Here is a 25,582-nt window from a genome sequence, read left to right as displayed (position 1 = left end):
GGTTCAGCCGCCCCGCCCGTGCAACGTGACCAACCACCAGTCCGGCGGCGCGCCCAGGCGGATCGGCATCGTGCCGCTGCCTACGCCCGCCGTAACCACGATCGTGCGCCCATCCTGGTGGACAATCCCGCAACGCAGCTGCGGGTCGTAGAGCCGTCGCCAATGCTCCTGCGGAGCGTGCAGCAACAACGGCCCCCAGCCGGGCAGCACCACCTGGCCGCAATGGGTATGCCCTGCCAGCACCAGCGTCAGCTCGCGCGGCAAGCGATGCACCAGGTCCGGCGCATGGGTGAGCAGTATCGGAACGCCGCCGACCCGCCGCCATGCCGCAATCGCCGCTGCCGCATCATCGTGGCCGGAATAGGCATCGTCCACGCCGACGATCGCCACCGCCCCCGCGCGCAATGCCGTGTTCGTCAGCACGTGCACCCCCGCGCCCTCCAGCGCCTGGCGGATCGCGGCCGGGGCCGTCCAGTGATCGTGGTTGCCCAGCACCGCGACGACACCCAGGCGCGCCCGGAGACCCGACAGCGGCACCTGCAGCCCGGCCGCCCGCGGGGCAGCACCGCTCGCATCATGGCCGACGATCATGTCGCCAGCGATCAGCACCAGGTCAGGCCGTACGGCATTCACCTGCGCGACGATCCACCGCAGCCGGGCATCGTCCATCGCCCCGCCGCCCAGATGGATGTCCGAAAGCAGCGCCATCCGCACCGGTGCGCCCTCCGTCGGCCAGCCCTGCACGCGAACGTCCAGCGTGCGCATCACGGGGTCGGCCCACGCCTCGCGAAACCCCATCGCGGCGGCAAGCCCGGCCAGTCCCGCCAGCAGCAGCGCGGCCGCGCCCACCACCCGGCGTCGGCGCGTCACCTAGAACTTCGCCCCCGCGCGTATCCCGATGGTGCGCGGTGCGATCGGCACGATATAGGTCCGCTGCCCGCACGAGCCGCATTCCTGGAAGCGCGACAGCTGGCCGCGCTCGTCGGCGACGTTGCTGACGAACAGCTCGATGTTGAACCGCTCGAAGGTCATGCCCGCGGCAAGACCGACGGTGGTGAACGCCTCGAGCCGCCCGAGCTGCTCGGCCGGGCTGACGATCGCACCGGTCCCGGTCTGGAGGATCGCCGTACGGATGTCGGACGCGGCCGAGCTCTGGTGCGACACCGTCGCCTGGCCATAGCCCTTCGCGCTTCCCACCGGCACCGTGTAGCGCGCGCTGCCGCTCAGCTTGACCTGCGGGGTGATCGGCAGCCGCGTTCCCTTGGGCGCCGACACCAGGTTGTCCGGCCCGGCACAGGTGAAGCTGGGGTCGTCGAACAGGCACAGATTCTTCGTCGTCTTGGCGTCGGTATAGCTGCCCGCCGCGGTCAGAGAGAGGCCGCCGCGGGTAAAGGCCGCATCCGCCTCCACGCCGCGGATCCGCGCATTGGGGCCGTTGTGGATCTCGGTGAAGCTGTTCGCGCCCAGGAAGGAGAATTGGAACTTGTTCCAATCCTGCTGATACACCGCCGCGTTCAGCCGCAGCGCCCCGTCGAGCCACGTCGTCTTGGCGCCAAGCTCGTAATTGGTGAGGTAATCGGCCTGATAGGGCGCCACGTCGACGCGGCGGTTGATGCCGCCCGGGCGGAAGCCGCGCGAGACGGTGCCGTAGAGCAGGATGCCCTGCACCGGCTTCCAGCTGAGGTTGAAGCGATAGGTCGCCCCCTGCCCCTGCGCCCGCACGGGCACCAGGCCCGCACCGCGCGCATAGACCGCAAGGTTGGTGCAAGGCCCGCCAGCCACCGCCGCCGGCAACAGCGTCGTCGATCCACCCGCCGCTACCGCGTCGCGCAGGCGCGTGCCGTCGCTGGTGAAGCACTGCGCCACGCCGGTGCGCGAGCTGCCCGCGCCGTTATAGGGCGTCGCGCTGAAGCCATCGGCCGGATTGCGGCCGAAGCCGAAAAAGCCGATCAGCGTGTTGTCGTAGATGAAGGCGCGGCCGCCCGCCGTGGCCGTCAGCTTGTCGGTCAGGTCGTAGCTGACCTCGCCGAACGCGGCATAGTCGCGGTCGACGCGGTGCTGCTGGGTGAGCCACAGCGTACCCGGATGGCCGTTGACCGACAGGTCGTCGGCGAGGCCGGTCACCCGATAATCCTGATGGATGTCGTTCGACTGGCGCTGGTAGAACAGCCCCGCCACGAGCCGCAGCCGCTCGCTCGACGGCGAGGCGACCCGCAGTTCCTGGCTCAGCTTCTTGAAGTGATCGGTCGCGACGATCCGCTGGCGCGGGTCGATCGGATTGCCGGCATTGTCCGAGAAGTAGAAATAGCCCGCCAGGCCGCCGACCGAGGAATAGAGCGAGTCATAGGCTTCGGCATAATCGGTATAGTCGCTCGACTGGGTGTCGCGCCGGTCGAGATAGGCGCTGGCATAGGTCAGGTCCCAATTGCCCAGCTTGCCTTCGATCGTCAGCGCCGCCTGGATGAAGCGGTCGCGGCGATATTCGGGGAAGAAGTGCTGGACCTGCAGGTCGCCTACCTTGGGGTCATAGCCATAGGCGCCGTGGCTGCGCGTTTCCTGGTAGATGGCGGCGGGCGTGACCGTCCAGTTCTCGTCCAGGTCCACCTTCAGCGCGGCGCGGCCACCCCACAGGTCGGTATCGTTATAGTCCTTCTTCACGAAGGCCTTGTTGTCGACGACCACCCCGCCCTTGGTGGCGGTGCAGGCGGTGCCGGTCGGCTCGGGCAGGTAGCTGCGGCAGCCGGCGACATTGTCGATATAGCCCGCGTCATGCTGGTAGAAGCCGACCAGCCGCAGCGCCGCCATGTCGTTGATCGGCAGGTTGAGCATGCCTTCGAGCTTGCCGCCGACGCCGCCCTTGTTGACCGTGTTCACCTCGCCGTCGACGCGGCCATAGGTACCCTTGTGGTCCGGCTGGTTGGTGATGATGCGGATCGTGCCCGCTTCCGACGAGGCGCCGTAGAGCGTGCCCTGCGGCCCCGACAGGCTCTCGATCCGGGCGATGTCGTAGACATGCACGTCGAGATTGCCGCCAATCGTGGTGACCGGCTGCTCGTCGAGATAAACGCCCACCGAGGGCAGCGAACCCGAATGGTTGCCGTCGCCGCCCGAGGCGACGCCGCGCATATAGACGACATTGGTGCCCGGCGTGCCGCCCAGCGCCTGGAACGAGACTGAGGGCAACTGCTGGACGTAATCGGTGAAGTTGCTGACGTTGAGCTCGTCCAGCTTCTGCGTGCTCAGCGCCTGGATGCTGAGGGGGACGTTCTGCAGGCTCTCGCTGCGCTTCTGCGCGGTGACGACGATGTCGTTCGAGTCGGTGGTCGGCGGCGGCGCGTCGGCCTGTTGCTGGGCCAGCGCCGGCGCGGCGGCGAGCATGGTGGAAGCGAGCAGCAGCGAACGAACGACGCACCGATTGAGCGGCATGGAAAACCCCCGATTGTTGCGTTGCAGCGTCTTGCGCAACGATCTTCTGGTCAAGCGACGCGACTGCGGCGTGACCGCAAGACGCAAGGATTGTTCATCTGGTGTGACAATTCAGCAACGAACCGGAAGCACCATAGCTCACGCCGCGGCGAATGGCGGTACCTCGGGATATGCCGTCAGCACCGCGCCCAACGCAGCCTTCAGCGGATCGAGCCAGGGTTCGAACGGCTTCCAGCCCTCCACGCCGTCGCGGAAGATCGGACGGCGCACCTGCTCGGAGCTGGCGGTGCGCACGGCCCGCTCCGTCTCGTAGAAGGCGAGGCAGGCCGGCTCGAACTCCAGCCCGCAGGCGGCGAGCAGCGCGCGAACCTGCGCCTCGGTATCCTCGACCATCGCCTCGTAGAAGACCCGGTGCACGCGGCCCGGCGCGACCGCGTCGACATGCGCCATCAGCCGCACATAATCGGCATAATAGCGCCCCATGTCGTCCAGCGCGTAGCTGAAGCCCTGGCCGCGCGCGAAATGCTGCTTGAAGTTGGAGAAGCAGCAGCCGAGCGGGTGGCGCCGCGCGTCGATGATCCGCGCATTGGGCAGCGCCAGCAGGATCAGCGGCACATGCGCCCAGTTGTTGGGCAGCTTGTCGATGAAGAAGGGGCGATCGGTGCGGCGCTGGATGCGGGTGCGGCGGAGATAGGCCTCGCCGATTGCCCGGAGCTGTTCGCCCGAGAGGTCCGCCAGGCCGGCGGGATAGCCGGCGATCTCGCGCGCGAGCACCGGCAGGTCGGCGAGTTCGGCGGTGCCTTCGACCAGGCTGTGGCTCGACAGGATCTGCTCGACCAGCGTCGATCCGGCGCGCGGCATGCCGAGGATGAAGATCGGGTCGGGCGCGGGGTACCCCTGCCCTTCGCGAGTCGCCAGCAGCGCTGGGGTCAGGTGCGCGATGTGCGCGTCGACCAGCCGGGTCGTGTCCTCGGCCGCATAGCGGAGCGACTTGCGACGCAGCGCATTGCCGGCGGCGTAATGCGCAAAGGCGGGGGCAGTCTGTCCCCGCTCCTCCAGTGCCTTGCCCAGTGCGAAATCGAGGTGGAAGCGGTCCTCCTCGGCAAGCTGGTCGCCCGCCAGCGCGGCTTCCATCGCGGCGAGATCGGCCTCGTCGAAGCGCACGGTCTTGAGGTTGGCGAGGCTCCACCACGCCTCGCCCAGCGCCGGCAGCAGCGCGATGGACCGGCGATAGGCGGCGACCGCATCGGCCTGGCGCCCGACCGTCTTGAGCATATGGCCGTAGCTCATCCACACCCGCGGCTGGTTCGGTGCCTGGTCGAGCACGCGTTCGTACAGGCTGATCGCCGCGTCGAAGTCGCCCAGGCGCGCGTTCGCCGCCGCCTGGAGGTTGGTATGGGTCGGATTGTCCGGCTCGTCGGCGAGGACCCGGTCTAGCTCGGCCAGCGCGTCGACCGGCCGGTTGAGCCGGTACAGCACCAGCGCGAGGTTGGCGCGCGCCGGAGTGAAGCCCGGCGCCAGCTCGACCGCGCGGCGCAGCAGCGACTCGGCATCGCGATAGCGCCCGATCCGCCCGGCGAGTTCGGCGAACATGCGGATCGCGGCGACGTCAAACGGATCGTCCTTCAGATGCGCACGCAGCAGCGGCTCGGCGAGGTGCAGCTGGTTGTCGTGCAGCGCCAGCGCCGCCTCGATCAGCCGCGGCGGGTAGCGGCCCGCCGTCGCGATCCAGCTTTGCGGCGGCGCTGGCGGACGCCGGCCGACCGCGCCTCGTTCTGCAGCGGCGCCGGTCATGCCAAACGGCCCCCACAGCACCCGACCGTCATCCCCGCGGAGGCGGGGATCCATTGACGCTGATGGTGCGGTTCTTTCCCCCAGCGCACAGGCAAATGGATTCCCGCCTTCGCGGGAATGACGATGGAAGTGGAAATTGCCTCAGCCGTTATCATCCCGTCCCCGCGCATCGCGCAAGCATCGGCGCGTGGGGCGTGCGGATCAAGCGGGTTCGGCGGCCTTTTGCAGTTCGGCCGCGGCTGCGTCGTCGAGCGCCCAAGCGCGCTTGTAGGCCTCACGGCTTTGCACGCGCTCGACATAGGCAAGGAACGAATCGCGCTTGGGCAGCATGCCGAACATCACCGTCCAGCCGATCTGCGAGCCGAGATAGACATCCGCCGCGGTGAAGCGATCGCCGGTAGCATAGGGGCGCGACGACAGCAGCCCGTCGAGCACGTCGACTACCAGATCGTAGTTGCCGTAGCCGAACATGCGCGACTGCTCGCCCGAATCGAACTTTGCGAAGTGGTTGGTCGTGGCCTGCTCCACCGGACCCGCCGCGTAGAATAACCAGCGATAATAGTCGGCGCGCTCTTCCGGCAGCGGCGTCAGGCCTGCCGCAGGAAAGGCTTCCGCCAGATAGGCGCAGATCGCCGCGCATTCGGTGACGACCTTGCCGCCATGGACGATCGCCGGCACCTTCCCCATCGGATTGATCGCCAGGTAAGTGTCGCCCTTCATCGTCGAGGCATAGTCGAGCACCTCAACCCGGTAGGTCGCGCCGACCTCCTCGAGCATCCAGCGCGCGATCCGGCCGCGCGACTGCGGGTTGGTGTAGAGAATCAGTTCGTCCGTCATGGCCCCGTACCCCTGTTGCTCCCGACTCGGTCGGTCGGGAACAAGAGGGGAACATGATTCGGCCGACGGGTCAACCGATCAGGGGCAGGCGATCACAGGCTGGCAAAGGTCGCGAGCAGGCGGTCCCAGGCGCGGTCGGCCTGGGCGGCGTTGTAGACGCGGCTGTCGGGCGGGCACCAGCCGTGCATCGTGCCGGCATACACCTCGATCTCCGCCGGCACCTTCGCCGCGGCGAAGGCGGTGCGCAGCGCGTCCTTGTCGCCGGGCGCGCGCGCATCGTCATTCTCGGCGATGGCGAACAGGTAGCGGCCCTGCAGCTGCGGCGCGAGCTTGTGCGGGCTGTCGGCCGCCTCGGTGACCAGCGGTGCGCCGTGGAAGCTGCCCCCCGCCTTCACCCGCCCCGGCAGCGCGGCGGCCGTACGCACGACGAACGGCCCGCCCATGCAATAGCCGGTGCTGCCCATCCCGCGCTTGGTGTCGACCTCCGGCTGGGCGTCGAGGAAGGCGGCGAAGGTCCTGGCGTCGGCAGTGATCGCGGCGGGGGTCAGCGGATCGCGCCACGGCATGATCATCGCACGTACCTCGGGCTGGTCGAACGACTGGCCGGGCTTGAGGAACGGCGCCTTGGTGGAGCGGTAGAACTGGTTGACGGTCAGCACCGCATAGCCCGATTGCGCCAGCCGGTCGGCCATCTGCCGGAAGGCCGGGCGCAGGCCCATGATGTCGGGCCAGACCAGCACGGCGGGATGCCTGCCGCTGGTGGGCGCGACGAAATAGGCGTCGGCGGTGCCGTCCGCAGTCTTGATCGTGACGTCGCGGCCCTTCACTGCCGCGGCGTTGGCCGGGCTCGGCAGGACGGCGAGGATGCCGGTCGCGGCGGCGGCGGCGGCGAAGCCGCGGCGAGTGAGGCCGCCCAGGGCACGGTCGTTGTCGGCTGCGGTATGTTCGTCACACATGGCGATCCTCCTCCAATGGGGTGCGGGATCTGGCCCGAGTCACCCTCACCCTCCCCACCGCCTTCGGCGGCGGGGCCCCTCCCTCTCCCGCAGGCGGGAGAGGGCAAAAGCCCTGATAGCCTAGCCCGCGACCCCCGCAAAGCTGCCCCAAGAAGCAGAACGGGCCCCGGCGCTGGATGCGCCGAGGCCCGCTCGTCAACGCCCGGGAAGGCGAAATCAGTGCTTGAACAGGCTCTCCGCGGTGTGCTCGACCGGCGCGGCTTCCTGCGGCTCGGGCACGTGGCTCGCGGCATAGCGCTCGGCGCGGAGCTGCTCGATCAGCGCCTCGCGGTCGCCCTCGAGGCGGGTGTCGGTCGGCGCCTCGATGCCGGCGGCCTTGGCGGCCTTGGCCACCAGCGCGTCGAGCTCGCGCTGCGAGCACAGGCCCAGCGTCACCGGATCCTTCGGCACGATGTTGGCGATGTTCCAGTGGGTACGGTCACGGATCGCGGCGATGGTGGTGCGGGTGGTGCCAATCAGCTTGCCGATCGCGCCGTCCGACACTTCCGGATGGTGGCGCAGGATCCAGGCGATGCCGTCCGGCTTGTCCTGGCGCTTCGAGACCGGCGTGTAGCGCGGGCCCTTGGTGCGGCGGACCTGCTCGGGCCCCTTCTGCATCTTGAGGACATAGTTGGGGTTCGCCTGCCCCTTCTCGATCTCGTCCATCGTCAGTTCGTGCGCGCGCACCGGATCGCGCCCGGTGAGCTTGGTCGCCGCAGTATCGTCGGCGATCGCCTGCACTTCGAGGATGTGGAGACCGCAGAACTCGGCGATCTGCTCGAACGACAGCGACGTGTTGTCGACCAGCCAGGAAGCGGTCGCGTGCGGCATCAGCGGCTGGGCCACGGTGGATCTCCGGAACTTGAAACAATAAGGGCCGCCCATCACGGGCGGCCACACATGGTCTTGATGTAGGGGAGCTTGCCCGCAGGAGCAAGCGTTTCCGCGATTCAGGCGGCGGCCTTCTCGCAGCCGATCGGCACCAGCGCGGTGAGGAACTGCCGCGCGCTCGCCTCCCAGGTGAAGCTGCGGCCATAGGCGGCGCAGGCGGCGCGATCGAGCGTCAGCGCCTGGTCGATCGCCGTGCCGAGATCCTCGTCCATCACGCCGGTCTCCGGGGTCAGCACGTCGACCGGGCCGGTCACGGGATAGGCGGCGACCGGCGTACCGCAGGCCAGTGCCTCGATCATCACCAGCCCAAAGGTATCGGTGCGGCTGGGAAAGACGAACACGTCGGCCGCGGCATAGGCGCTGGCGAGATCGGTGCCGAACTGCGCGCCGAGGAACACCGCGTCCGGATATTTGGCCTCCAGCATCGCCCGCGCCGGGCCGTCGCCCACCACCACCTTGGTGCCGGGCCGGTCGACGCGGAGGAATGCCTCGAGATTCTTTTCGACCGCTACCCGGCCGACATAGAGCATCACCGGCCCGGGCAGTTCCGCCATGCGCGGGTGCGGCGCGATACCGGGATGGAAATGGGCGAGATCGACGCCCCGACCCCAGTGGCGGACCTGCGGCAGGCCATGATCGACCAGCGACTGGCGGATCGACGCAGTGGAGGCGAGGATCGTCGCGCTCGGCGTGTGGAACCAGCGGATATAGCGCCAGATCCACTCGGCCGGCACGCCCGAGCGCGCCGAGACATAGTCGGGGAACTGGGTGTGATAGGCGGTGGTGAACGGCCGCTTCTGGCGCAGGCACCAGCGCCGCGCGGCGACGCAGAGCGGGCCCTCGGTGGCGAGGTGGATCGCGTTGGGGGCGAACTCCTCCAGCATCGCGCCGACGGCGGCGACGCTGGTGATCGCCAGCCGGATCTCCGGATAGGTCGGGCACGGCAGCGAATAGAATTTGTCGGGAGAGACCACCAGCACCTGATGGCCCTGGCTCTCCAGCACCCGCCGCACCGACTGGAGCGTGCGGACGACGCCGTTGACCTGGGGCTCCCAGGCATCGGTCACGATCGCGATACGCACGGCTTCGATCTCCGCCGCTGCCGTCACGCCGCCGCCAGTCTGGCCTCGGACTCCGGCAGCGACTCGCGCGCTGCCATCTCGTCGGCCCAGTGGAGAATTTCCATGGACCCGTCGTAATGCTCCACCAGCGCCGTGCAACCCTCTACCCAATCGCCGTCGTTATAATATTCGATGCCGTCGATCGGGCGGATCTCCGCCTTGTGGATGTGCCCGGCGATCACGCCGTCGACGCCGCGCGCACCGGCTTCGCGCGCGACGATCTCCTCGAACTTGGAGATGAAGGACACCGCATTCTTCACCTTCTGCTTGGCGTATTTGGAGAGCGACCAATAGGGCAGCCCCATCCAGCGCCGCACCGCGTTGAGCCAGCGGTTGAGCGTCATCATCATCTCGTACGCCGCGTCGCCCAGATGGGCGAGCCAGCGGTGCGACATGGTGATCGCGTCGAACTCGTCCCCGTGGAGCACCAGCAGGCGGCGGCCGTCGGCAGTGGTGTGGATCGCCTGGCGCTTGATCTTCACGCCGCCGAAATCCAGCCCGGTGAACTGGCGGAACATCTCGTCGTGATTGCCGGGAATATAGACGATCTCGGTCCCGCGCTTCGCCCGCTTGAGCACCCGCCAGACGATGTCGTTGTGCGTCGCCGGCCAGTATAGCCGCTTCTTCATCGCCCAGCCGTCGATGATGTCGCCCACCAGATACATGACGTCGCTGTCGACATGGTCGAGAAAGTCGATCAGCATTTCGGCATTGCAGCCGCGGGTGCCGAGATGGACGTCGGAGATCCAGATCGCGCGATACTTGCGCCGCGCGCCGATCGGTCGTTCCGGAATCGTGGGAGTCGTCGCGTGGAAGTCCGCGAGACCCGCGACATCAAACGAAAGCCTGGTGATCGTGGCCATGCCCAAGTTCCCGTGCAGCTGCCCTGTACCGGATCTCGCCTATGCCTCGGCATTGTTACAAATCGAATCCTTTGGATTTCATCGGACTGTCATAGTCACGCGCGGGCGGGACCCGGTTGTAACAATTCGAAGCAGTCGCCGCACCGCCACGCCCACCGCCTCTACAATGCGCCCGGGGAGGACAATGCATGCCCGTGCAAAAGCTTCGCGCGATCACCTGCGACATCTTGGCGATGACCGAGGCGATTCACCGCGCAGCGGAACCGCCGATCGACCCGCAGCGCCTCGCCGAGCTGCGCAAGAATGTCGCGCTCGCCTACAATGTCTTCTTCGCCGAGCAGGAACGGGTCCTGCTCCGGCCGCTGCGCGCAAGCGGCGATGCCACGCTGATGGCGATCGCGCGAAGCTGTGTCGAGCGCGACCTCGAGGGGCGGCAGAAAGGCCTGGAGCATTATCAGCGCTGGACGCTCACGCGCATCCTCGAAGACCCTGACGGCTATCGCGCAGATGTGCGGCAGGTGCTTGCGTGGATCGGAGCGCGCACGCTCTATGCCGAGCAGACCGCCTATCCCGCGCTCGCCAGACTCATTTCGTCGCTAAAACGACCAACCGTCTGAAACGCCGCTAGAATGGCGTCATGCCATTCCAATCGCTGTTCGCCGCCACCCAGAATCTCACCGACGCCGCCAAGGCCCTGTCCCAGCTCGACCCCCGGCCGACCGCCGCCGCGCTCAACGCCGCGCGCGAGCGCCTGCTCGATGCGATGCGCGCCCACACCCTCACCAAGGACCGCCTGCTGCTCGCTACCCTGCGCGAAAGCGAGGATTGCGCGCACCAGGCGATGGCGCGCCGCACCACCGAGCAGGATCTGGAGTGGCGGCAGCGGACGCTGGACCATTGCGCCGCCTGGACGCACCGCAAGATCCTCAATGATCCCGATGGCCACCGCGCCGCCGCGCAGCGCCTGCTGCGGCTGTGCGAGCGCCGCGCCGCCCACCAGGAGCAGTTGTTGCTGCCGATGGCGGAGGAAGCGCTGGAGCAGCGCCCCCTCGCCGCCTGATCAGGCGGGCTGGTCGCCGATCGTCAGCACGATCTTGCCGACATGCTCGCCCGCTTCCATCCGCCGGTGCGCGGCGGGCGCCTCGGCAAGCGGGAAGCTGCGGTCGATGATGGGCTTGAGCTTGCCCTCGGCGACGAGCGGCCAGACATGACGGCGCAACTCGTCGGCGAGCAGCGACTTGAACTCCACCGAGCGCGGCCGCAGCGTCGATCCGGTGAGCGTCAGCCGGCGGCGCATCACGTCCCACACCGGAATCGTCGCGGTCGCGCCGCCCTGGACCGCGATCGAGACGTGACGGCCGTCCTCGGCAAGGCACTGGAGGTTGCGCGCGACATAGTCGCCGCCGACCATGTCGATCACGATCTGCACGCCCTTGCCGCCGGTGAAGGCCTTCACTTCCTCGACGAAATCCTGCGTCTTGTAGTTGACCGCGAGATCGGCGCCCAGCTTGCGGGCCGCGGCGCACTTCTCGTCCGATCCGGCGGTGACCAGGATGGTCAACCCGAACAGCTTGGCCAGCGCGATCGCCATCGTGCCGATGCCGCTGGTGCCGCCATGGACCAGCACGCTTTCGCCCGGCTGCGCCCAGCCGCGATCGAACAGGTTCGACCAGACGGTGAACAGCGTCTCGGGCAGCGCCGCCGCCTCGACCAGGCTCAGCCCCGCGGGCACTTCCAGGCACTGGCCGGCCGGCGCCACCGCATATTCGGCATAGGCCCCGCCCGCGATCAGCGCACAGACCTTCTTGCCCATCAGCGACTCGTCGGCGCCTTCGCCGATGCCGACGACCGTGCCGGCGATCTCCATGCCGAGAATCGAGGGCGCGCCCGGCGGCGGCGGATATTTGCCTTGCCGCTGCAGCACTTCGGGCCGGTTCACGCCGGCCGCCGCGACTCGCACCAGCACTTCGCCCTTCCCCGGCTTGGGAACGGGGCGTTCGACGGGAACAAGGACTTCTGGGCCGCCCGGCGCATCGGGGTCGATGGCCAGCATCATTTCGGCTGCGATCATTCGGTTCGTCGCTTTTTGGCCTAAGGGGAACTTCGGGGCCTTATTGACATCGACCTCCCCAGGGTCAACGTTTCGTCGCATGGACGCCGACGAAAATCTTCCGCGTCGATCCGACGATCTCGCGGTGCAGCTGGCAAAGCAGGACCTCGACCCCTTTTCGGTGGCCGAACTAGAGGCCCGAATCCAGGTGCTCGAATCCGAGATCGTCCGATGTCGAGAAAAGATTCAACGCGCCGTTCACCATCGTGCAAGCGCTGACGCTCTATTTAAGAGATGAGCGTCAAGGCACCGGAATTCGGGCGATACGCCACGAACCTCCGGTGCGGGGCCGCAGCGCTTGATGCGGGGCCTGCCACTCCCGACATAGGGGAAGACGGGCTCAGCACCCTTTCGGCCCGACTGGAGTTGTATCCGAATGCCTAGTTTCGCCTCCGCTCTCGAAGCCACCCTCCACAAGGCGCTCGAGGCTGCGTCCTCGCGCCGGCACGAATATGCGACGCTCGAGCATCTCCTGCTCGCGCTGATCGACGACGAACATGCCTCAAAGGTAATGGGCGCGTGCGGGGTGGACCTGGGCGAACTGAAGACCACCGTGGCGCACTATCTCGATACCGAGCTGGAAGCGCTGAAGGTGGACAATGCCACCGATCCCTCCCCCACCAGCGGGTTCCAGCGCGTCGTCCAGCGCGCGATCCTGCACGTCCAGTCCTCGGGCCGCGACGAAGTGACCGGCGCCAACGTGCTGGTCGCGCTGTTCAGCGAGCGCGAGAGCTATGCGGTCTATTTCCTGCAGCAGCAGGACATGAGCCGGCTCGATGCCGTCAGCTTCATCAGCCACGGCGTCGGCAAGGGCGGCACCACGCCCACCGAGGCGAGCACCCCCAAGGGCGCTGCCGAGGAAGACAAGTCGAACAAGCAGGAGGCGAAGACGGGCAAGGGTGAGAGCGCGCTCAAGCAATTCACCGTCGACCTCAACGAGAAGGCGAAGATCGGCAAGGTCGATCCGCTGATCGGCCGCGCGGCCGAAGTCGACCGCACCGTCCAGATCCTCTGCCGGCGCAGCAAGAACAACCCGCTCTATGTCGGCGATCCCGGCGTGGGCAAGACGGCCATCGCCGAGGGCCTGGCGCGCAAGATCATCGAGGGCGAAGTGCCTGATGTCCTCAAGGACGCGGTGATCTACTCGCTCGACATGGGCGCGCTGCTCGCCGGCACCCGCTATCGCGGCGACTTCGAGGAGCGCCTCAAGCAGGTCGTCTCGGAGCTCGAGAAGCTGCCGCACGCGGTGCTGTTCATTGACGAGATCCACACCGTGATCGGCGCGGGCGCGACCAGCGGCGGCGCGATGGATGCGTCGAACCTGCTCAAGCCGGCGCTGTCGGGCGGCTCGATCCGCTGCATCGGCTCGACCACCTACAAGGAATTCCGCAACCACTTCGAGAAGGACCGCGCGCTGCTCCGCCGCTTCCAGAAGATCGACGTCAACGAGCCGTCGGTCGAGGATACGGTGAAGATCCTGGCGGGCCTGCGCTCGGCGTTCGAGCAGCACCACTCGGTCAAGTACACGCCCGACGCGATCAAGTCGGCGGTGGAGCTGTCGGCGCGCTACATCAACGACCGCAAGCTGCCGGACAAGGCGATCGACGTGATCGACGAAGTCGGCGCGATGCAGATGCTGGTGGCGCCGTCCAAGCGCAAGAAGGTCATCACGCCCAAGGAGATCGAGCAGGTCATCGCGACCATGGCGCGCATCCCGGCCAAGACCGTCTCGTCGGACGACACCCGCGTGCTCGCCAATATCGAGCAGGATCTGAAGCGCGTCGTGTTCGGCCAGGACAAGGCGATCGAAGTGCTCAGCTCGGCGATCAAGCTGAGCCGTGCGGGCCTGCGCGATCCGGACAAGCCGATCGGCAACTACCTGTTCTCGGGGCCCACCGGCGTCGGCAAGACCGAAGTGGCGAAGCAGCTCGCGACGCTGCTCGGCATTCCGCTCCAGCGCTTCGACATGTCCGAGTACATGGAACGCCACTCGGTCAGCCGGCTGATCGGTGCCCCTCCGGGCTATGTCGGCTACGACCAGGGCGGCCTGCTGACCGACGCGGTCGACCAGAACCCGCATTCGGTGCTGCTGCTCGACGAGATCGAGAAGGCACATCCGGATCTGTTCAACATCCTGCTGCAGGTGATGGACAACGGCAAGCTGACCGATCACCACGGCAAGACCGTCGACTTCCGCAACACCATCCTCATCATGACCACCAATGCCGGTGCGTCGGACATGGCGAAGGAAAGCGTGGGCTTCGGCGATCTGAGCCGCGAGGATGTGCAGGAAGAAGCGGTGAAGAACCTGTTCACCCCCGAATTCCGCAACCGCCTCGATGCGATCGTGCCGTTCGGCTATCTGCCGCCGGAAGTCGTCGCCCGCGTGGTCGACAAGTTCGTGCTCCAGCTGGAGCTGCAGCTCACCGATCGCGGCGTCCACATCCATCTGGACGAGGAAGCCAAGGCGTGGCTCACCAAGCGCGGCTATGACAAGCTGTACGGCGCGCGCCCGATGGGCCGCCTGATGCAGGAGAAGATCAAGCAGCCGCTCGCCGAGGAACTGCTGTTCGGCAAGCTCGTCCATGGCGGCGAAGTGAGCGTGAAGCTGAAGGACAATGCGCTGGCGTTCGAGATCGTGCCGGCCGCACCGAAGAAGCCCAAGAAGGGCAAGAAGGAAGCGCCGGCGGACGTGTGAGCCTTTCCCGCTTCGGTTAAAAAAAACAGCATCGGCCCGGGGGAGCGATCCCTCGGGCCGATTGCGTTGTTGGTGTGCCGAACGACAGCGGCTACGCTCCCGCCACGCGCGCGTGGGGCGTGCATCGGGGGAACGCATGACCGCCATCGCACTGATCGCCGCGCTGCTCGCCGCAACGGACCCGTCCGCCGCCGATCCGCTGACGGCGGAGATCAGCGCGCTCGATGCGACGGTGTTCGACGCCTATAACCGCTGCGACCTGCCGGCCTTTTCCGGCTATTTCGATCCCAAGGTCGCCTTCTACCACGACAATGGCGGCGCTACCTTCGACCGCGACGCGATGGTCGACGGCGTGCGGAAGTATATCTGCGGCAAGGTGCGCCGCGAGCGGATCGCGGCCTCGTTCCGCGTCTATCCGATCAAGGACTATGGCGCGATCGAGGAAGGCGAGCACCGCTTCTGCGAGCTGGCGAGCGGCCGCTGCGAAGGCATCGCCAAGTTCGTGATGGTATGGGCGAAGCAGGAGGGCCGGTGGCGGATCACCACCGTGCTGAGCTATGGCCACCGCGCGGCGACGCCCGCCGAGCAGCGGGACGCGGACGGCAAGACGGAATAGCGGTTGCGGCAATGGACCGCCCGGTTACACTTCCGACCGTGAGCCATGCCAACGACAAAGCGCTGGTCCTGATCGACCTGCAGCGCGCCATGTCCGATCCCGCGCTACCGCCGCGGAACAACCCGCAGGCGGAAGCGAACGCTGCGAGGCTGCTCGCGGCATGGCGGCGCGGCGGCGGCCCGATCGTGCATGTCCGCCACCTCTCGCTCGATCCGGCGTCCGGCTTCCGACCGGGACAGCCCGGCGCCGAATTTCAGCCCGCCTTTCTGCCGATGGGAAGAGAGCATGTCGTCGACAAGCACGTCACCGACGCCTTTGCCGGCTCCGGGCTGGAGCGCTATCTGCACCTTCGCTCGATCACCGGCCTCGTCTTTGCCGGGGTCGCGACCAACTATTCGGTCGAGGCGACGGCGCGTTCGGCCGGCTGCCTAGGGTTCCGCGCAACGGTCGTTTCCGACGCCTGCTTTACCTTCGCCCGGCACGATCTTGCCGGCGCACTGCGGTCCGCGGAAGACATCCACCTCGCCTCGCTCAGCAACTTGGACGGCGAATATGCGGCGATCCGCTCGACCGATTCCGTGCTTTCCGGGGTCTCGGAGACGGTGCCGGCCTGACCGGCGCAGCACCATCTCCCCAAAGGCGGATCAGCGCTGCTGTTGGCCCACGCGCCGCCACCACGACCGGCCGATCGCAAGCCACATCGCGCGCCACCGCGCGATAACCAGTGGCCAATGGCTCCTGGGACAGCGGCCGCAACGTGGCGGCGTCGGCCGACTGCGCGTCCACCGATTGGATGCTGGCGTTCTCGCAACGCGTCACAGGCGTCACGGCGTCGACGGCGGCAGCTGCGGTAGCTGCGGTAGCTGCGGTAGCTGCGGGTGCATCCTCCGCGGTGATCGACAGCAGCAACAGGATCATCAACATGCCCGGCCCTCCGACGCACCCTGCCTCTCCCGGCCAGCGATGCACCGGCATGATGGGAGGAAGGCCGCTGCCTATCGCCCGCGTTCGGCCAGCTTGCGCTCCCAGGCGAGCGCATCGCGGACGATGCCGTTCAGGTCGGCATGCTTCGGCCGCCAGGGCAGCGCCGCGAGGATGGCGCTGTTGTCCGCCACCAGCGCATCGGGATCGCCGGCGCGGCGACCTTCCAGCTTGCGCTCGATCGTCATGTTGGTGACGCGGTCGACGGCGTCGAGCACCTCCAGCACCGAGAAACCGCGGCCATAGCCGCAGTTCATCGTGTGGCTCTCCTCCGGCCGGGCGATCAGCAGGTCGAGCGCGTCGACATGCGCGGCGGCGAGATCGCTGACATGGATGTAATCGCGCACCCCGGTGCCGTCCGGCGTCGCGAAGTCGGTGCCGAACACGCTGACATGGTCGCGCTTGCCCGTCGCCGCCTCCACCGCGACCTTGATCAGATGCGTCGCACCCGCGGTCGACTGGCCGCTGCGCCCCTGCGGGTCCGCGCCCGCGACGTTGAAATAGCGCAGCGCGCAGTAATTGAGCGGGTGCGCGGCGGCGACGTCCTTCAGCATGATCTCGGTCATCAGCTTGGACATGCCGTACGGGTTGATCGGCTGCTTGGGTGCATCCTCGCGGATCGGCACCTGGTCGGGGATGCCATAGGTCGCCGCGGTCGAGGAGAAGATGAAGTGGCGCACGCCTTCCGCCACCACGCTTTCGATCAGCGCGCGGCTGGCGACCGTGTTGTTGCGATAATATTTGAGCGGATCGGTCAGCGACTCCGGCACCACCACCGATCCGGCGAAGTGCATCACCGCGATCACGCCGTGCTCGCGGATCGCGCCGCGCACCGCCTCGGCATCGTCGATGTTCGCCACCACCAGCGTGGCGCGCGGATCCACCGCCCAGTCGAACCCGGTCACCAGATTGTCGACCACCACCACGCGCCAGCCCGCGTCGAGCAAGGCCAGCACCGCATGGCTGCCGATATAGCCTGCACCGCCCGTCACCAGCACCGCACCGTCGCGCATCACGTCATCCTCTTTGTTCCGCCCCGGCTCCACCCTATCTTGGGGCCACAAGCAAGGAGTTCCTGAGACATGACCATTGAAACGGCGACGCTCGCCGGCGGTTGCTTCTGGTGCACGGAAGCCGTGTTCAACGACGTGATCGGCGTGCAGGGCGTCGAAAGCGGCTATATCGGCGGCACCAAGGAAAACCCGACCTACAAGGAAGTGTGCAGCGGCGACACCGGCCATGCCGAGGCGATCCGCGTCAGCTTCGACACCGATGTGGTGAGCTATGGCGAGATCCTCGACATCTTCCTCGCCACCCATGACCCGACCCAGCTCAACCGCCAGGGCAACGACATCGGCACCCAGTATCGCTCGGCGATCTTCCCGCATTCGGCGGAGCAGGAGCGCGAGGCGCTGGACGCGATCGAGCGCGCCCGCCCCGATTGGCCGCAGCCGATCGTCACGTCGATCGAGCCGCTGGGCGAATGGTGGCCGGCCGAGGACTATCACCAGGAATATTGGCAGGGCGACGGCCAGCGGAACCCCTATTGCCTGGCGGTAATCCCGCCCAAGCTCCGCAAGCTGCGCAAGAGCTTCGCCAACCGCACGAAAGAGGGCGCAGCAGCTTAAGGCCGCGCCCTCCCACGGGGGTGTTCGAGACCGCGGCCGGCTTGCGAAGGCTGGCCGCGGAACGAAGGCGCGCGGTGCTGCGGGGGCAGTTCGGCGCCATTCGGGTTCCGCTCTCGTCCACTGGCCCGATCCCCGAACGCGCGGCCCGGTATTCGGGCGACGGCGGCGCAGACGATCGTCCAGCAGTTGCCGCGTCGCTCGTCTTTGTTGCGCAAGCTATACGACACGCCGGAACCTAAACGCTTCGCAACGGGTGTAAAGGCAAGATCGTATACAGCCTACTCATAATGAGAATGTCAGGCAGAATCATCCAGTTTGGATCGACTTTACACAAGACAAACGATTGGCTGATTTGCGCTCCCGGTCAGGTCAGTCCAGTTTAGGTTAACTTCATCTTTGCCGTCGGATCGCCGCGCATGCGCGTGGGATGATCGTATACCCAGCATGTGCAGTGTGGATCTTACCAACGACTAGTCCGACAAACCATCGGCAGGCGGTCAGGTCCGCGGGTGCGCAGCGCGCGCCAGGCGGTCTTGAATGGCCAGACCAAGCCCGTGCAGCGGCACCGGCGCCACTGCGATCCGCGGCCGATCGGACGCGTCGGCGCGGTGCAGCGCGTCGAACAGACGCGCGGCCGCTTCGCGCAGGTCGCCCGTGGCGGACAGCGTGTCGTCGCCCGCAATGGCACCGAAGCCGATCAGCCACTCCCCCGCCTCGGCGCGCGCGGCATCCAGCCGCACCGGCTTGGACGGCGCATAATGGCTGGCCAGCTGCCCCGGCGCGGTGATCGCCCCCGGCGTCGTGCCGCTGCCATAGCCCGGCAGCTGCTCGGCGGTGACCGGCCCCGGCCGCAGGATGCGCCGCGTGGCCGGCTCGACGATGGTGGATTCGATGCCGTCCATGGTCGCGCCGTCGTCGATCACCAGCGGGATGCGGCCGGCAAGACTGGCGGCGACATGGGCGGCGCGCGTCGGGCTGATGCCGCCGCTGACATTGGCCGAAGGCGCGGCGAGCGGCAGCCCGCTCGCCCGGATCAGCCCCTGCATTGCGCGGTGATCGGGCATGCGCAGTGCCACCGTTGGCAGGCCGGCGGCGACCAGGCTCGCCACCGGGGAGCCCTCCGCCAGCGGCAGCACCATGGTCAACGGCCCCGGCCAGAAGCGCGCCGCCAGCGCAAGGGCCTCGTCGTCGAAGCGCGCGATCGTGCGGGCCTGCGCCATGTCCGCCACATGCACGATCAGCGGGTTGAACGAGGGGCGCCCCTTGGCCGCGTAAATCCCCGCCACCGCATCCGAATCGGTCGCGTCGGCGGCGAGCCCGTAGACGGTTTCGGTCGGCACCGCGACGCATTGGCGTGCGCGAATCAGCGCCGCCGCTTCGCCGAGCGCGGCCTCGCCGTAGGGTAAGATGCGCGGATTTGCTGGGGTCACCCGCAAGGCGCTATATTGGCTGCAACAAGATCACAAGAGAGAGGCCTGATGTTCACCCCCGCCACCGCCGAGCAGCGTTTCGTGCTCGACCATATCGTCCGCCTGTCCGAGATCAGCGAAGAGGCCACGCCCGACCTGCTCGACGCCGTGCTGGAGGGCGCCGGCCAGTTCGCCGCGGGCGAATGGGCGCCGCTCGAACGGCTGGGCGACACCGAAGGCGCGCGCTGGACCGAGCAGGGCGTGAGGATGCCGGAGGGCTTCGCTGCGGCGTACCGCGCCTATGTCGAGGGCGGCTGGGGCACGATCGGTTCCCCCGCCGAGCATGGCGGCCAGGGCCTGCCGGTGAGCCTGTCGGTCGCGGTGCTGGAGACGCTGGGCACCGCGAATATGGGCTTCTGCCTCTGCCCGGTGCTGACGGTCGGCGCGGTCGAAGCGCTGCACCATCACGGCTCGCCCGAACAGCAGGCGCTCTATCTGCCGAAGCTCGCGACCGGCGAATGGACCGGCACGATGAACCTCACCGAGCCGCAGGCCGGCTCGGACGTCGGCGCGGTGAAGACCAAGGCCGAGCCGGCGGGCGACGGCAAGTGGAAGATCAAGGGCACCAAGATCTACATCTCGTTCGGCGACCACGACATGGCGGACAATATTGTCCATCTGGTGCTGGCACGCACGCCCGGCGCACCGGCCGGCACCAAGGGCCTGTCGCTATTCCTCGTGCCCAAGTACCGGCTCAAGGACGACGGCACGCCGGGTGATTTCAACGACGTGCATGTCGTGTCGATCGAGCACAAGATGGGCCTCCACGCCTCGCCCACCTGCGTGCTGAGCTTCGGCGACAAGGACGATTGCATCGGCGAGCTGATCGGCCCCGAGCTGGGCGGCATCCGCGCGATGTTCACGATGATGAACAATGCGCGGCTGAACGTCGGGCTGCAGGGCGTGCAGGTAGCCGAGCGCGCTACCCAGCGCGCGGTCGCCTATGCCCGCGAGCGGGTGCAGGGGGTTCGCGGCGGCGCCCCCACCGCGATCATCGAGCATCCCGATGTCCGCCGCATGCTGCTGCGGATGAAGGCGCAGACCCAGGCGGCGCGGGCGCTGGTCTATTATGCCTTCGGCCAGCTCGATCGCGGCCGCGCGGGCGATGCGGAAGCGGACAAGCGCGTCGAACTGCTCACCCCGCTCGCCAAGGCGCACGCGACCGATCTCGGCAACGAAGTCGCCAGCCTGGGCGTCCAGGTCCATGGCGGCATGGGTTATATCGAGGAGACCGGCGCCGCCCAGCATTTCCGCGACGCGCGCATTACCCCAATCTACGAAGGCACCAACGGCATCCAGGCCGCCGACCTGGTCGGCCGCAAGCTGAGCATGGACAATGGCGCGACGCTGCTCGGCCTGCTGGCGGACATGCGCGCGGAGGCGGAGGATGCCGGGCTGCGCGCGCTGATCGACGCGTGCGAGGACGTCGGCCGCAACCTGCTGGGCAGCGATGCCGATGATCGGCTGGCGGCGAGCTATCCGTTCCTGACGATGCTGTCGGTCGCGGTGTGCGGCTGGCTGATGGAGAAGAGCGGCCGGCTGGCGGCTACCGGCGAGGGCGAACCGGCCTTCCTCCAGATGAAGCAGGCGGCGGCGCGCTTCTATGTCGAGCAGATCGTCCCCGAAGCGCTCGGCCTGCGCGCAGCGGCGATGGCGAAGGCGGCGGTGCTCTACGCCGTGGAGGCGGAGGCGTTCGCGGCGTGAGGGGAGCCGTGTAAATCCTCCCCCGCCAGGGGGAGGTGGCGCCGTAGGCGACGGAGGGGGAGGTCAGCGATGCGCTTGGGAAGCCGGGAAGACAGCCGCCGCAACGCCAAGCACCTCCGCGACGAAATGACGCCGCCGGAGATCGCCCTCTGGCTGGCCCTCCGCAAGAACGACGCCGGCCTCCGCTTCCGCAAGCAGCACCCGGCAGGGCCCTACGTCCTCGACTTTTACTGCGCCCCAGCCGCGCTCGCCATCGAAGCCGACGGCGAAGCGCATGCCCGCGGCGACCGGCCGGAACGGGACGCCACCCGCGATGCGTGGCTGAAAGCCCAAGGCGTTCGCGTCCTCCGCTACGCGGCGACGGAGGTACTGAACCACACCGACGGCGTCGTCCGCCAGATCCTCGCGGTCGCGATCGACCGAAGGGTCAAACTGCAAGCTGCTCGCCGACCTCCCCCTCCGTCGCCTTCGGCGCCACCTCCCCCTGGCGGGGGAGGATAGAGAGGCACGCTAGAATCCTCACCCGCCAGGGGGAGTGGCCCGCGCAGCGGGTCGGAGGGGGGAGGTACGCGCTGCGCCCCCTCACAACGCTCCCAGATCCCCCACCGCATCCTTGTCCAGCCAGGTCCCCGCCTCGGGCATGGGATACTTCAACCCCGTCGCACAGTTGAAAAGCACGGTCCGCTCCTCCGGATCGACCAGCCCGTCCCGCATTGCCTGCCGGTACGCCGCCAGCGTCGCCCCGCCCTCCGGACACAGCAGCAGCCCGTCCTTGCGCGCGCAGTCGTCCACCGCCTCGAGGATCGCGGGATCCCCCACCGCCAGCGCGCGACCGCCGGATTCGCGCACCGCGCGCAGGATCAGGAAATCGCCCACCGCGCGCGGCACGCGGATGCCTGCCGCCACCGTCGCGGCATTCTCCCAGCGCTCGGCATGTTCCTCGCCCGCCTCGAACGCGCGGACGATCGGCGCGCAGCCCGAGGCCTGCACCGCATACATGCGCGGGCGCTTCGAGCCGATCCAGCCGAGCCGCTCCAGTTCGTCGAACGCCTTCCACATGCCGATCAGCCCGGTGCCGCCGCCGGTGGGATAGAAGATCGCGTCGGGCAGCTCCCAGCCGCACTGGGCGGCGAGTTCCAGCCCCATCGTCTTCTTGCCCTCGATCCGATAGGGCTCCTTGAGCGTCGAGAAGTCGAACCAACGCCCCTCGGCAGCCCCGCGCCCGACTATCGCGCCGCATTCGTCGATCTGGCCGTTGACCCGGTAGACCCGCGCGCCCTGCGCGGCGATTTCGCGGACATTCACTTCCGGCGTCTCCTCCGGGCAGAGGATCACCGTCTCGATGCCGCAGCGCGCAGCATAGGCGGCCAGCGCCGCGCCGGCATTGCCATTAGTCGGCATGGCGATGCGGGTGACGCCCAGTTCGCGCGCCATGCTGACCGCCATCACCAGCCCGCGCGCCTTGAACGAACCGGTCGGCAGCCGGCCCTCGTCCTTGACGATCGCGCCGGGACCGCCGGATTTGGGGATGGCGATCAGCGGCGTCTCGATCTCGCCCAGCGAGACGATGTTCTCCGCCCGTCGCACCGGCAGCAGCTCGCGCCAGCGCCAAAGGTCGGTCGGCCGTGTTTCCAGCGCGTCGCGGGTCAGCGCACCGCCGGCACCCGCCAGATCATAGCGCACCAGCAGCGGCCGCCCGACGCGCGAGAGCCCGTGCAGCTGGTCCGCCGCATAGGTCTCGCCCGTCATCGAGCATTCGAGATGGGTGACGAAGCTTGGCCGCTCGGCCGTGAGATTGTCCTGCATGGGCGGCAGCTTAGGAACCGCCGCCGCCCCTGTCGATGGCGCTTCAAGCCATGTCGAGAACGATCCGCCCCTCGATCTCGCCCCTGCGCATCCGGTCGAACACGCTGTTGACGTTCTCCAGCTTCTCCGTCGCCACGGTCGCATGGACCTTGCCCTGCCCGGCAAAGTCGAGCGCCTCCTGCAGGTCCAGCCGCGTTCCCACGATCGAGCCGCGCACGGTGATGCCGTTGAGCACCGTGTCGAAGATCGAGAGCGGGAAGTCCCCCGGCGGCAGGCCGTTGAGCGACACGGTACCGCCGCGCCCGACCATGCCCAGCGCCTGCTGGAATGCCTTGGTCGAGACCGCTGTGACCAGCACGCCCCGCGCGCCGCCGACCGCCTTCTTGACGAACGCCGCCGGATCCTCGTGCCGCGCGTTGACCGTCAGTTCGGCGCCCAACTTCCGCGCCAGCGCCAGCTTCTCTTCATCGATGTCGACCGCGATGACGTTGAGCCCCATCGCCTTGGCATATTGCACCGCCATGTGCCCGAGCCCGCCGATGCCGGAGATCGCCACCCAGTCGCCCGGCTTGGTGTCGGTGACCTTGAGGCCCTTGTAGACCGTCACCCCCGCGCACAGCACCGGTGCGATCTCCACGAAGCCGACATTGCTCGGCAGGATGCCGACATAGTTGGGATCCGCCAGCACATAGTCGGCGAAGCCGCCGTTCACCGAGTACCCCGTGTTCTGCTGGCTCTCGCACAGCGTCTCCCACCCGCCCAGGCAGTGCATGCAATGGCCGCAGGCGGTGTAGAGCCAGGGCACGCCCACCCGGTCGCCCTCCCTCACATGGCTGACGCCCGCCCCCACTGCGGCGACATGGCCGACGCCTTCATGGCCCGGGATGAAGGGCGGCTTGGGCTTGACGGGCCAGTCGCCCTCCGCGGCATGGAGATCGGTGTGGCACACGCCGCTCGCCGCGATCTTCACCAGGATCTGGCCGGGGCCGACCTGCGGCACCGCCACTTCCTCGATCACCAGCGGCTTGCCGAATTCGCGGACGACGGCGGCTTTCATGGTCTTGAGCATGGGGCTCCCCTCCGATGGTTCAGAACAGGCCACGCGCGGCGGTGTCGTAGCTGACCAGCAGGTTCTTGGTCTGCTGATAATGGTCGAGCATCATTTTGTGCGTCTCGCGGCCGAAGCCCGATTCCTTGTACCCGCCGAACGCTGCGTGCGCGGGATAGACATGGTAGCAATTGGTCCAGACGCGCCCGGCCTCGATCGCACGGCCGATTGCGTAGGCATGGGTGCCGTTGCGGCTCCACACGCCGCCGCCCAGGCCATAAACGGTGTCGTTGGCGATCTCGATCGCCTCCTCCACGGTCTTGAAGGTGGTGACCGAGAGGACGGGCCCGAAGATCTCCTCCTGGAAGATCCGCATCTTGTTGTGGCCGACGAACACCGTCGGCTCGACGAAATAGCCCTGGTCGAGCTCGCCGCCGGGCAGCGCCCGCTTGCCGCCGGTCACGCACTCGGCAAGCTCGCTGCGGCCAATGTCGATATAGCCGAGGATCTTGTGGAGCTGGTCCTCGGAGGCCTGCGGCCCCATTTGCGTGGTCGGATCGAGCGGATCGCCGACGCGGATCGCGGAGACGCGCTTCACCGCGCGTTCGATGAACTTCTCGAAGATCGTCTCCTGCACCAGCGCGCGGCTCGGGCAGGTGCACACCTCGCCCTTGTTGAAGGCGAACAGCGCGAAGCCTTCCAGCGCCTTGTCGAGGAACGCATCGTCCTCCTGCATCACGTCGGCGAGGAAGATGTTGGGCGATTTGCCGCCCAGCTCCATGGTCTGCGGGATCAGATGCTCGGCGGCATATTGCATGATCTGGCGGCCGGTGGTGGTCTCGCCGGTGAAGCTGACCTTGCCAATGCGCGGATTGGCGGCGATCGCCCGGCCGACCGACGCGCCCGGCCCGGTGACGATGTTGACCACGCCCGGCGGCAGGATGTCGGCGGTCAGCTCGGCGAAGAGCAGCAGGCTGAGCGGCGTCTGCGAGGCGGGCTTGATCACCGTGCAGTTGCCCGCCGCGAGCGCCGGCGCGATCTTCCACGCTGCCATCAGCAACGGAAAGTTCCACGGGATGATCTGGCCGACCACGCCGATCGGCTCCTTGAAATGATAGGCGATGGTCTTCGCGTCGATCGTCGAGATCGTGCCTTCGGCGGCGCGGATGCAGCCCGCGAAATAGCGGAAATGGTCGATCGCCAGCGGCACGTCGGCGCCGCGCGTCTCGCGGATCGGCTTGCCATTGTCCATCGTCTCGGCCAGCGCGAGCAGCTCCAGATTCGCCTCGAGCCGATCGGCGACGCGGTTGAGGATCAGCGCCCGCTCTTGCGGCGACACGGCGGCCCAGCGCACCCGTGCGGCATGCGCGGCATCGAGCGCCGCCTCGACATCGGCGGGCGTGGACTGGGCAATCTCGGCCAGCGGCCGGGTGTTGATCGGGCTGTGATCGGTGAACCAGTGGCCCTCGATGGGATCCACCCAGCGGCCGCCGATGAAATTGCCATAGCGGGCGGGCTGGTGACCTTGCGTCCGCACGGTCTGGATTGCCTGTTCGAACATCGCTTCCTCCATCCGAAACCCTGTCGGCGGGAGG

At 67.8% G+C, this 25,582-nt stretch carries 23 protein-coding genes; 9 read left to right on the top strand and 14 right to left on the bottom strand.

Features of this window, described 5'->3' with window-relative positions:
- Positions 1–3: 3 nt before the first annotated feature.
- From BM009_RS17135 to BM009_RS17100, 8 genes are all read right to left on the bottom strand, one after another.
- Positions 4–870, bottom strand: coding sequence for a metallophosphoesterase (locus tag BM009_RS17135; protein ID WP_254772337.1), 867 nt, complete (start codon positions 868–870; stop codon positions 4–6).
- Positions 871–3,426 (bottom strand): TonB-dependent receptor, encoded by a 2,556-nt coding sequence (locus BM009_RS17130; protein WP_093298050.1) that lies wholly within the window; start codon positions 3,424–3,426, stop codon positions 871–873. It abuts the gene before it with no gap.
- A 138-nt stretch (positions 3,427–3,564) separates the two neighbouring features.
- Positions 3,565–5,220 carry a tetratricopeptide repeat-containing sulfotransferase family protein gene (locus BM009_RS17125; protein WP_175488093.1) on the bottom strand — a complete coding sequence of 552 codons (1,656 nt, stop codon included), beginning with the start codon at positions 5,218–5,220 and terminating at the stop codon, positions 3,565–3,567.
- 201 nt (positions 5,221–5,421) lie between these two features.
- Complete coding sequence (locus tag BM009_RS17120; RefSeq protein ID WP_093298049.1) at positions 5,422–6,057, bottom strand: glutathione S-transferase family protein; 636 nt, start codon at positions 6,055–6,057, stop codon at positions 5,422–5,424.
- Positions 6,058–6,149: 92 nt separating this feature from the next.
- Positions 6,150–7,013: a dienelactone hydrolase family protein gene (locus BM009_RS17115; RefSeq protein WP_093298048.1), complete on the bottom strand. Its 864-nt coding sequence runs from the start codon at positions 7,011–7,013 to the stop codon at positions 6,150–6,152.
- 216 nt (positions 7,014–7,229) lie between these two features.
- Positions 7,230–7,883, bottom strand: coding sequence for a DUF1013 domain-containing protein (locus BM009_RS17110; RefSeq protein WP_175488102.1), 654 nt, complete (start codon positions 7,881–7,883; stop codon positions 7,230–7,232).
- 119 nt (positions 7,884–8,002) lie between these two features.
- Positions 8,003–9,025, bottom strand: coding sequence for a glycosyltransferase family 4 protein (locus tag BM009_RS17105; protein ID WP_093298205.1), 1,023 nt, complete (start codon positions 9,023–9,025; stop codon positions 8,003–8,005).
- A 23-nt stretch (positions 9,026–9,048) separates the two neighbouring features.
- Positions 9,049–9,927, bottom strand: a complete 879-nt coding sequence (locus tag BM009_RS17100; protein ID WP_093298047.1) for a UDP-2,3-diacylglucosamine diphosphatase — start codon at positions 9,925–9,927, stop codon at positions 9,049–9,051.
- A 188-nt stretch (positions 9,928–10,115) separates the two neighbouring features.
- Here BM009_RS17100 and BM009_RS17095 point away from each other — a divergent pair, with 188 nt between their 5' ends.
- Positions 10,116–10,544 carry a hypothetical protein gene (locus BM009_RS17095; protein ID WP_093298046.1) on the top strand — a complete coding sequence of 143 codons (429 nt, stop codon included), beginning with the start codon at positions 10,116–10,118 and terminating at the stop codon, positions 10,542–10,544.
- Between the two features lie 20 nt (positions 10,545–10,564).
- Positions 10,565–10,987, top strand: a complete 423-nt coding sequence (locus BM009_RS17090) for a hypothetical protein (RefSeq protein WP_093298044.1) — start codon at positions 10,565–10,567, stop codon at positions 10,985–10,987.
- On the opposite strand, the gene BM009_RS17085 is transcribed toward BM009_RS17090, so the two are convergent.
- Positions 10,988–11,998 carry an NAD(P)H-quinone oxidoreductase gene (locus BM009_RS17085; protein ID WP_175488092.1) on the bottom strand — a complete coding sequence of 337 codons (1,011 nt, stop codon included), beginning with the start codon at positions 11,996–11,998 and terminating at the stop codon, positions 10,988–10,990. It abuts the gene before it with no gap.
- Between the two features lie 79 nt (positions 11,999–12,077).
- Here BM009_RS17085 and BM009_RS17080 point away from each other — a divergent pair, with 79 nt between their 5' ends.
- The 4 genes from BM009_RS17080 (at position 12,078) to BM009_RS17065 (ending at position 15,965) form a co-directional block, all read left to right on the top strand.
- Complete coding sequence (locus BM009_RS17080) at positions 12,078–12,275, top strand: DUF1192 domain-containing protein (protein ID WP_093298042.1); 198 nt, start codon at positions 12,078–12,080, stop codon at positions 12,273–12,275.
- A gap of 138 nt (positions 12,276–12,413) precedes the next feature.
- Entirely contained in the window at positions 12,414–14,735 is a 2,322-nt protein-coding gene (gene clpA / locus BM009_RS17075; protein WP_093298041.1) for an ATP-dependent Clp protease ATP-binding subunit ClpA, read from the top strand.
- A gap of 136 nt (positions 14,736–14,871) precedes the next feature.
- A complete protein-coding gene (locus BM009_RS17070) occupies positions 14,872–15,351 on the top strand; it encodes a nuclear transport factor 2 family protein (RefSeq protein ID WP_093298039.1) in 480 nt (159 codons plus the stop codon).
- An 11-nt stretch (positions 15,352–15,362) separates the two neighbouring features.
- Entirely contained in the window at positions 15,363–15,965 is a 603-nt protein-coding gene (locus BM009_RS17065) for a cysteine hydrolase family protein (RefSeq protein WP_093298038.1), read from the top strand.
- A gap of 381 nt (positions 15,966–16,346) precedes the next feature.
- Here BM009_RS17065 and galE read toward each other — a convergent pair whose 3' ends face one another.
- Complete coding sequence (galE, locus tag BM009_RS17060) at positions 16,347–17,345, bottom strand: UDP-glucose 4-epimerase GalE (RefSeq protein ID WP_093298036.1); 999 nt, start codon at positions 17,343–17,345, stop codon at positions 16,347–16,349.
- A gap of 69 nt (positions 17,346–17,414) precedes the next feature.
- Between galE and msrA the strand changes: the two genes are divergently transcribed.
- Positions 17,415–17,960 (top strand): peptide-methionine (S)-S-oxide reductase MsrA, encoded by a 546-nt coding sequence (gene msrA, locus BM009_RS17055; protein WP_093298035.1) that lies wholly within the window; start codon positions 17,415–17,417, stop codon positions 17,958–17,960.
- 497 nt (positions 17,961–18,457) lie between these two features.
- On the opposite strand, the gene BM009_RS17050 is transcribed toward msrA, so the two are convergent.
- Entirely contained in the window at positions 18,458–19,390 is a 933-nt protein-coding gene (locus BM009_RS17050) for an L-threonylcarbamoyladenylate synthase (protein ID WP_254772336.1), read from the bottom strand.
- A gap of 48 nt (positions 19,391–19,438) precedes the next feature.
- On the opposite strand from BM009_RS17050, the gene BM009_RS17045 reads away from it, so the two are divergent.
- The gene (locus BM009_RS17045; protein ID WP_093298032.1) at positions 19,439–21,133 is read left to right on the top strand and encodes an acyl-CoA dehydrogenase family protein; all 1,695 of its coding nucleotides are present in this window, start codon (positions 19,439–19,441) and stop codon (positions 21,131–21,133) included.
- Positions 21,134–21,202: 69 nt separating this feature from the next.
- The gene (locus BM009_RS17040; RefSeq protein ID WP_093298030.1) at positions 21,203–21,634 is read left to right on the top strand and encodes an endonuclease domain-containing protein; all 432 of its coding nucleotides are present in this window, start codon (positions 21,203–21,205) and stop codon (positions 21,632–21,634) included.
- 81 nt (positions 21,635–21,715) lie between these two features.
- Here BM009_RS17040 and BM009_RS17035 read toward each other — a convergent pair whose 3' ends face one another.
- The 3 genes from BM009_RS17035 to BM009_RS17025 are packed head-to-tail and all read right to left on the bottom strand — an operon-like array spanning position 21,716 to position 25,548.
- Positions 21,716–22,939: a threonine synthase gene (locus tag BM009_RS17035; RefSeq protein WP_093298028.1), complete on the bottom strand. Its 1,224-nt coding sequence runs from the start codon at positions 22,937–22,939 to the stop codon at positions 21,716–21,718.
- Between the two features lie 43 nt (positions 22,940–22,982).
- Complete coding sequence (gene adhP / locus BM009_RS17030; RefSeq protein ID WP_093298027.1) at positions 22,983–24,008, bottom strand: alcohol dehydrogenase AdhP; 1,026 nt, start codon at positions 24,006–24,008, stop codon at positions 22,983–22,985.
- 19 nt (positions 24,009–24,027) lie between these two features.
- Entirely contained in the window at positions 24,028–25,548 is a 1,521-nt protein-coding gene (locus tag BM009_RS17025) for an aldehyde dehydrogenase family protein (RefSeq protein ID WP_093298202.1), read from the bottom strand.
- Positions 25,549–25,582 lie beyond the last annotated feature (34 nt).

Source organism: Sphingomonas sp. NFR04 (assembly GCF_900114095.1).
Lineage (GTDB): Bacteria > Pseudomonadota > Alphaproteobacteria > Sphingomonadales > Sphingomonadaceae > Sphingomonas.
Note: the sequence above shows the minus strand (reverse complement) of the source record. Positions and strands in the feature narration are given on the sequence as shown.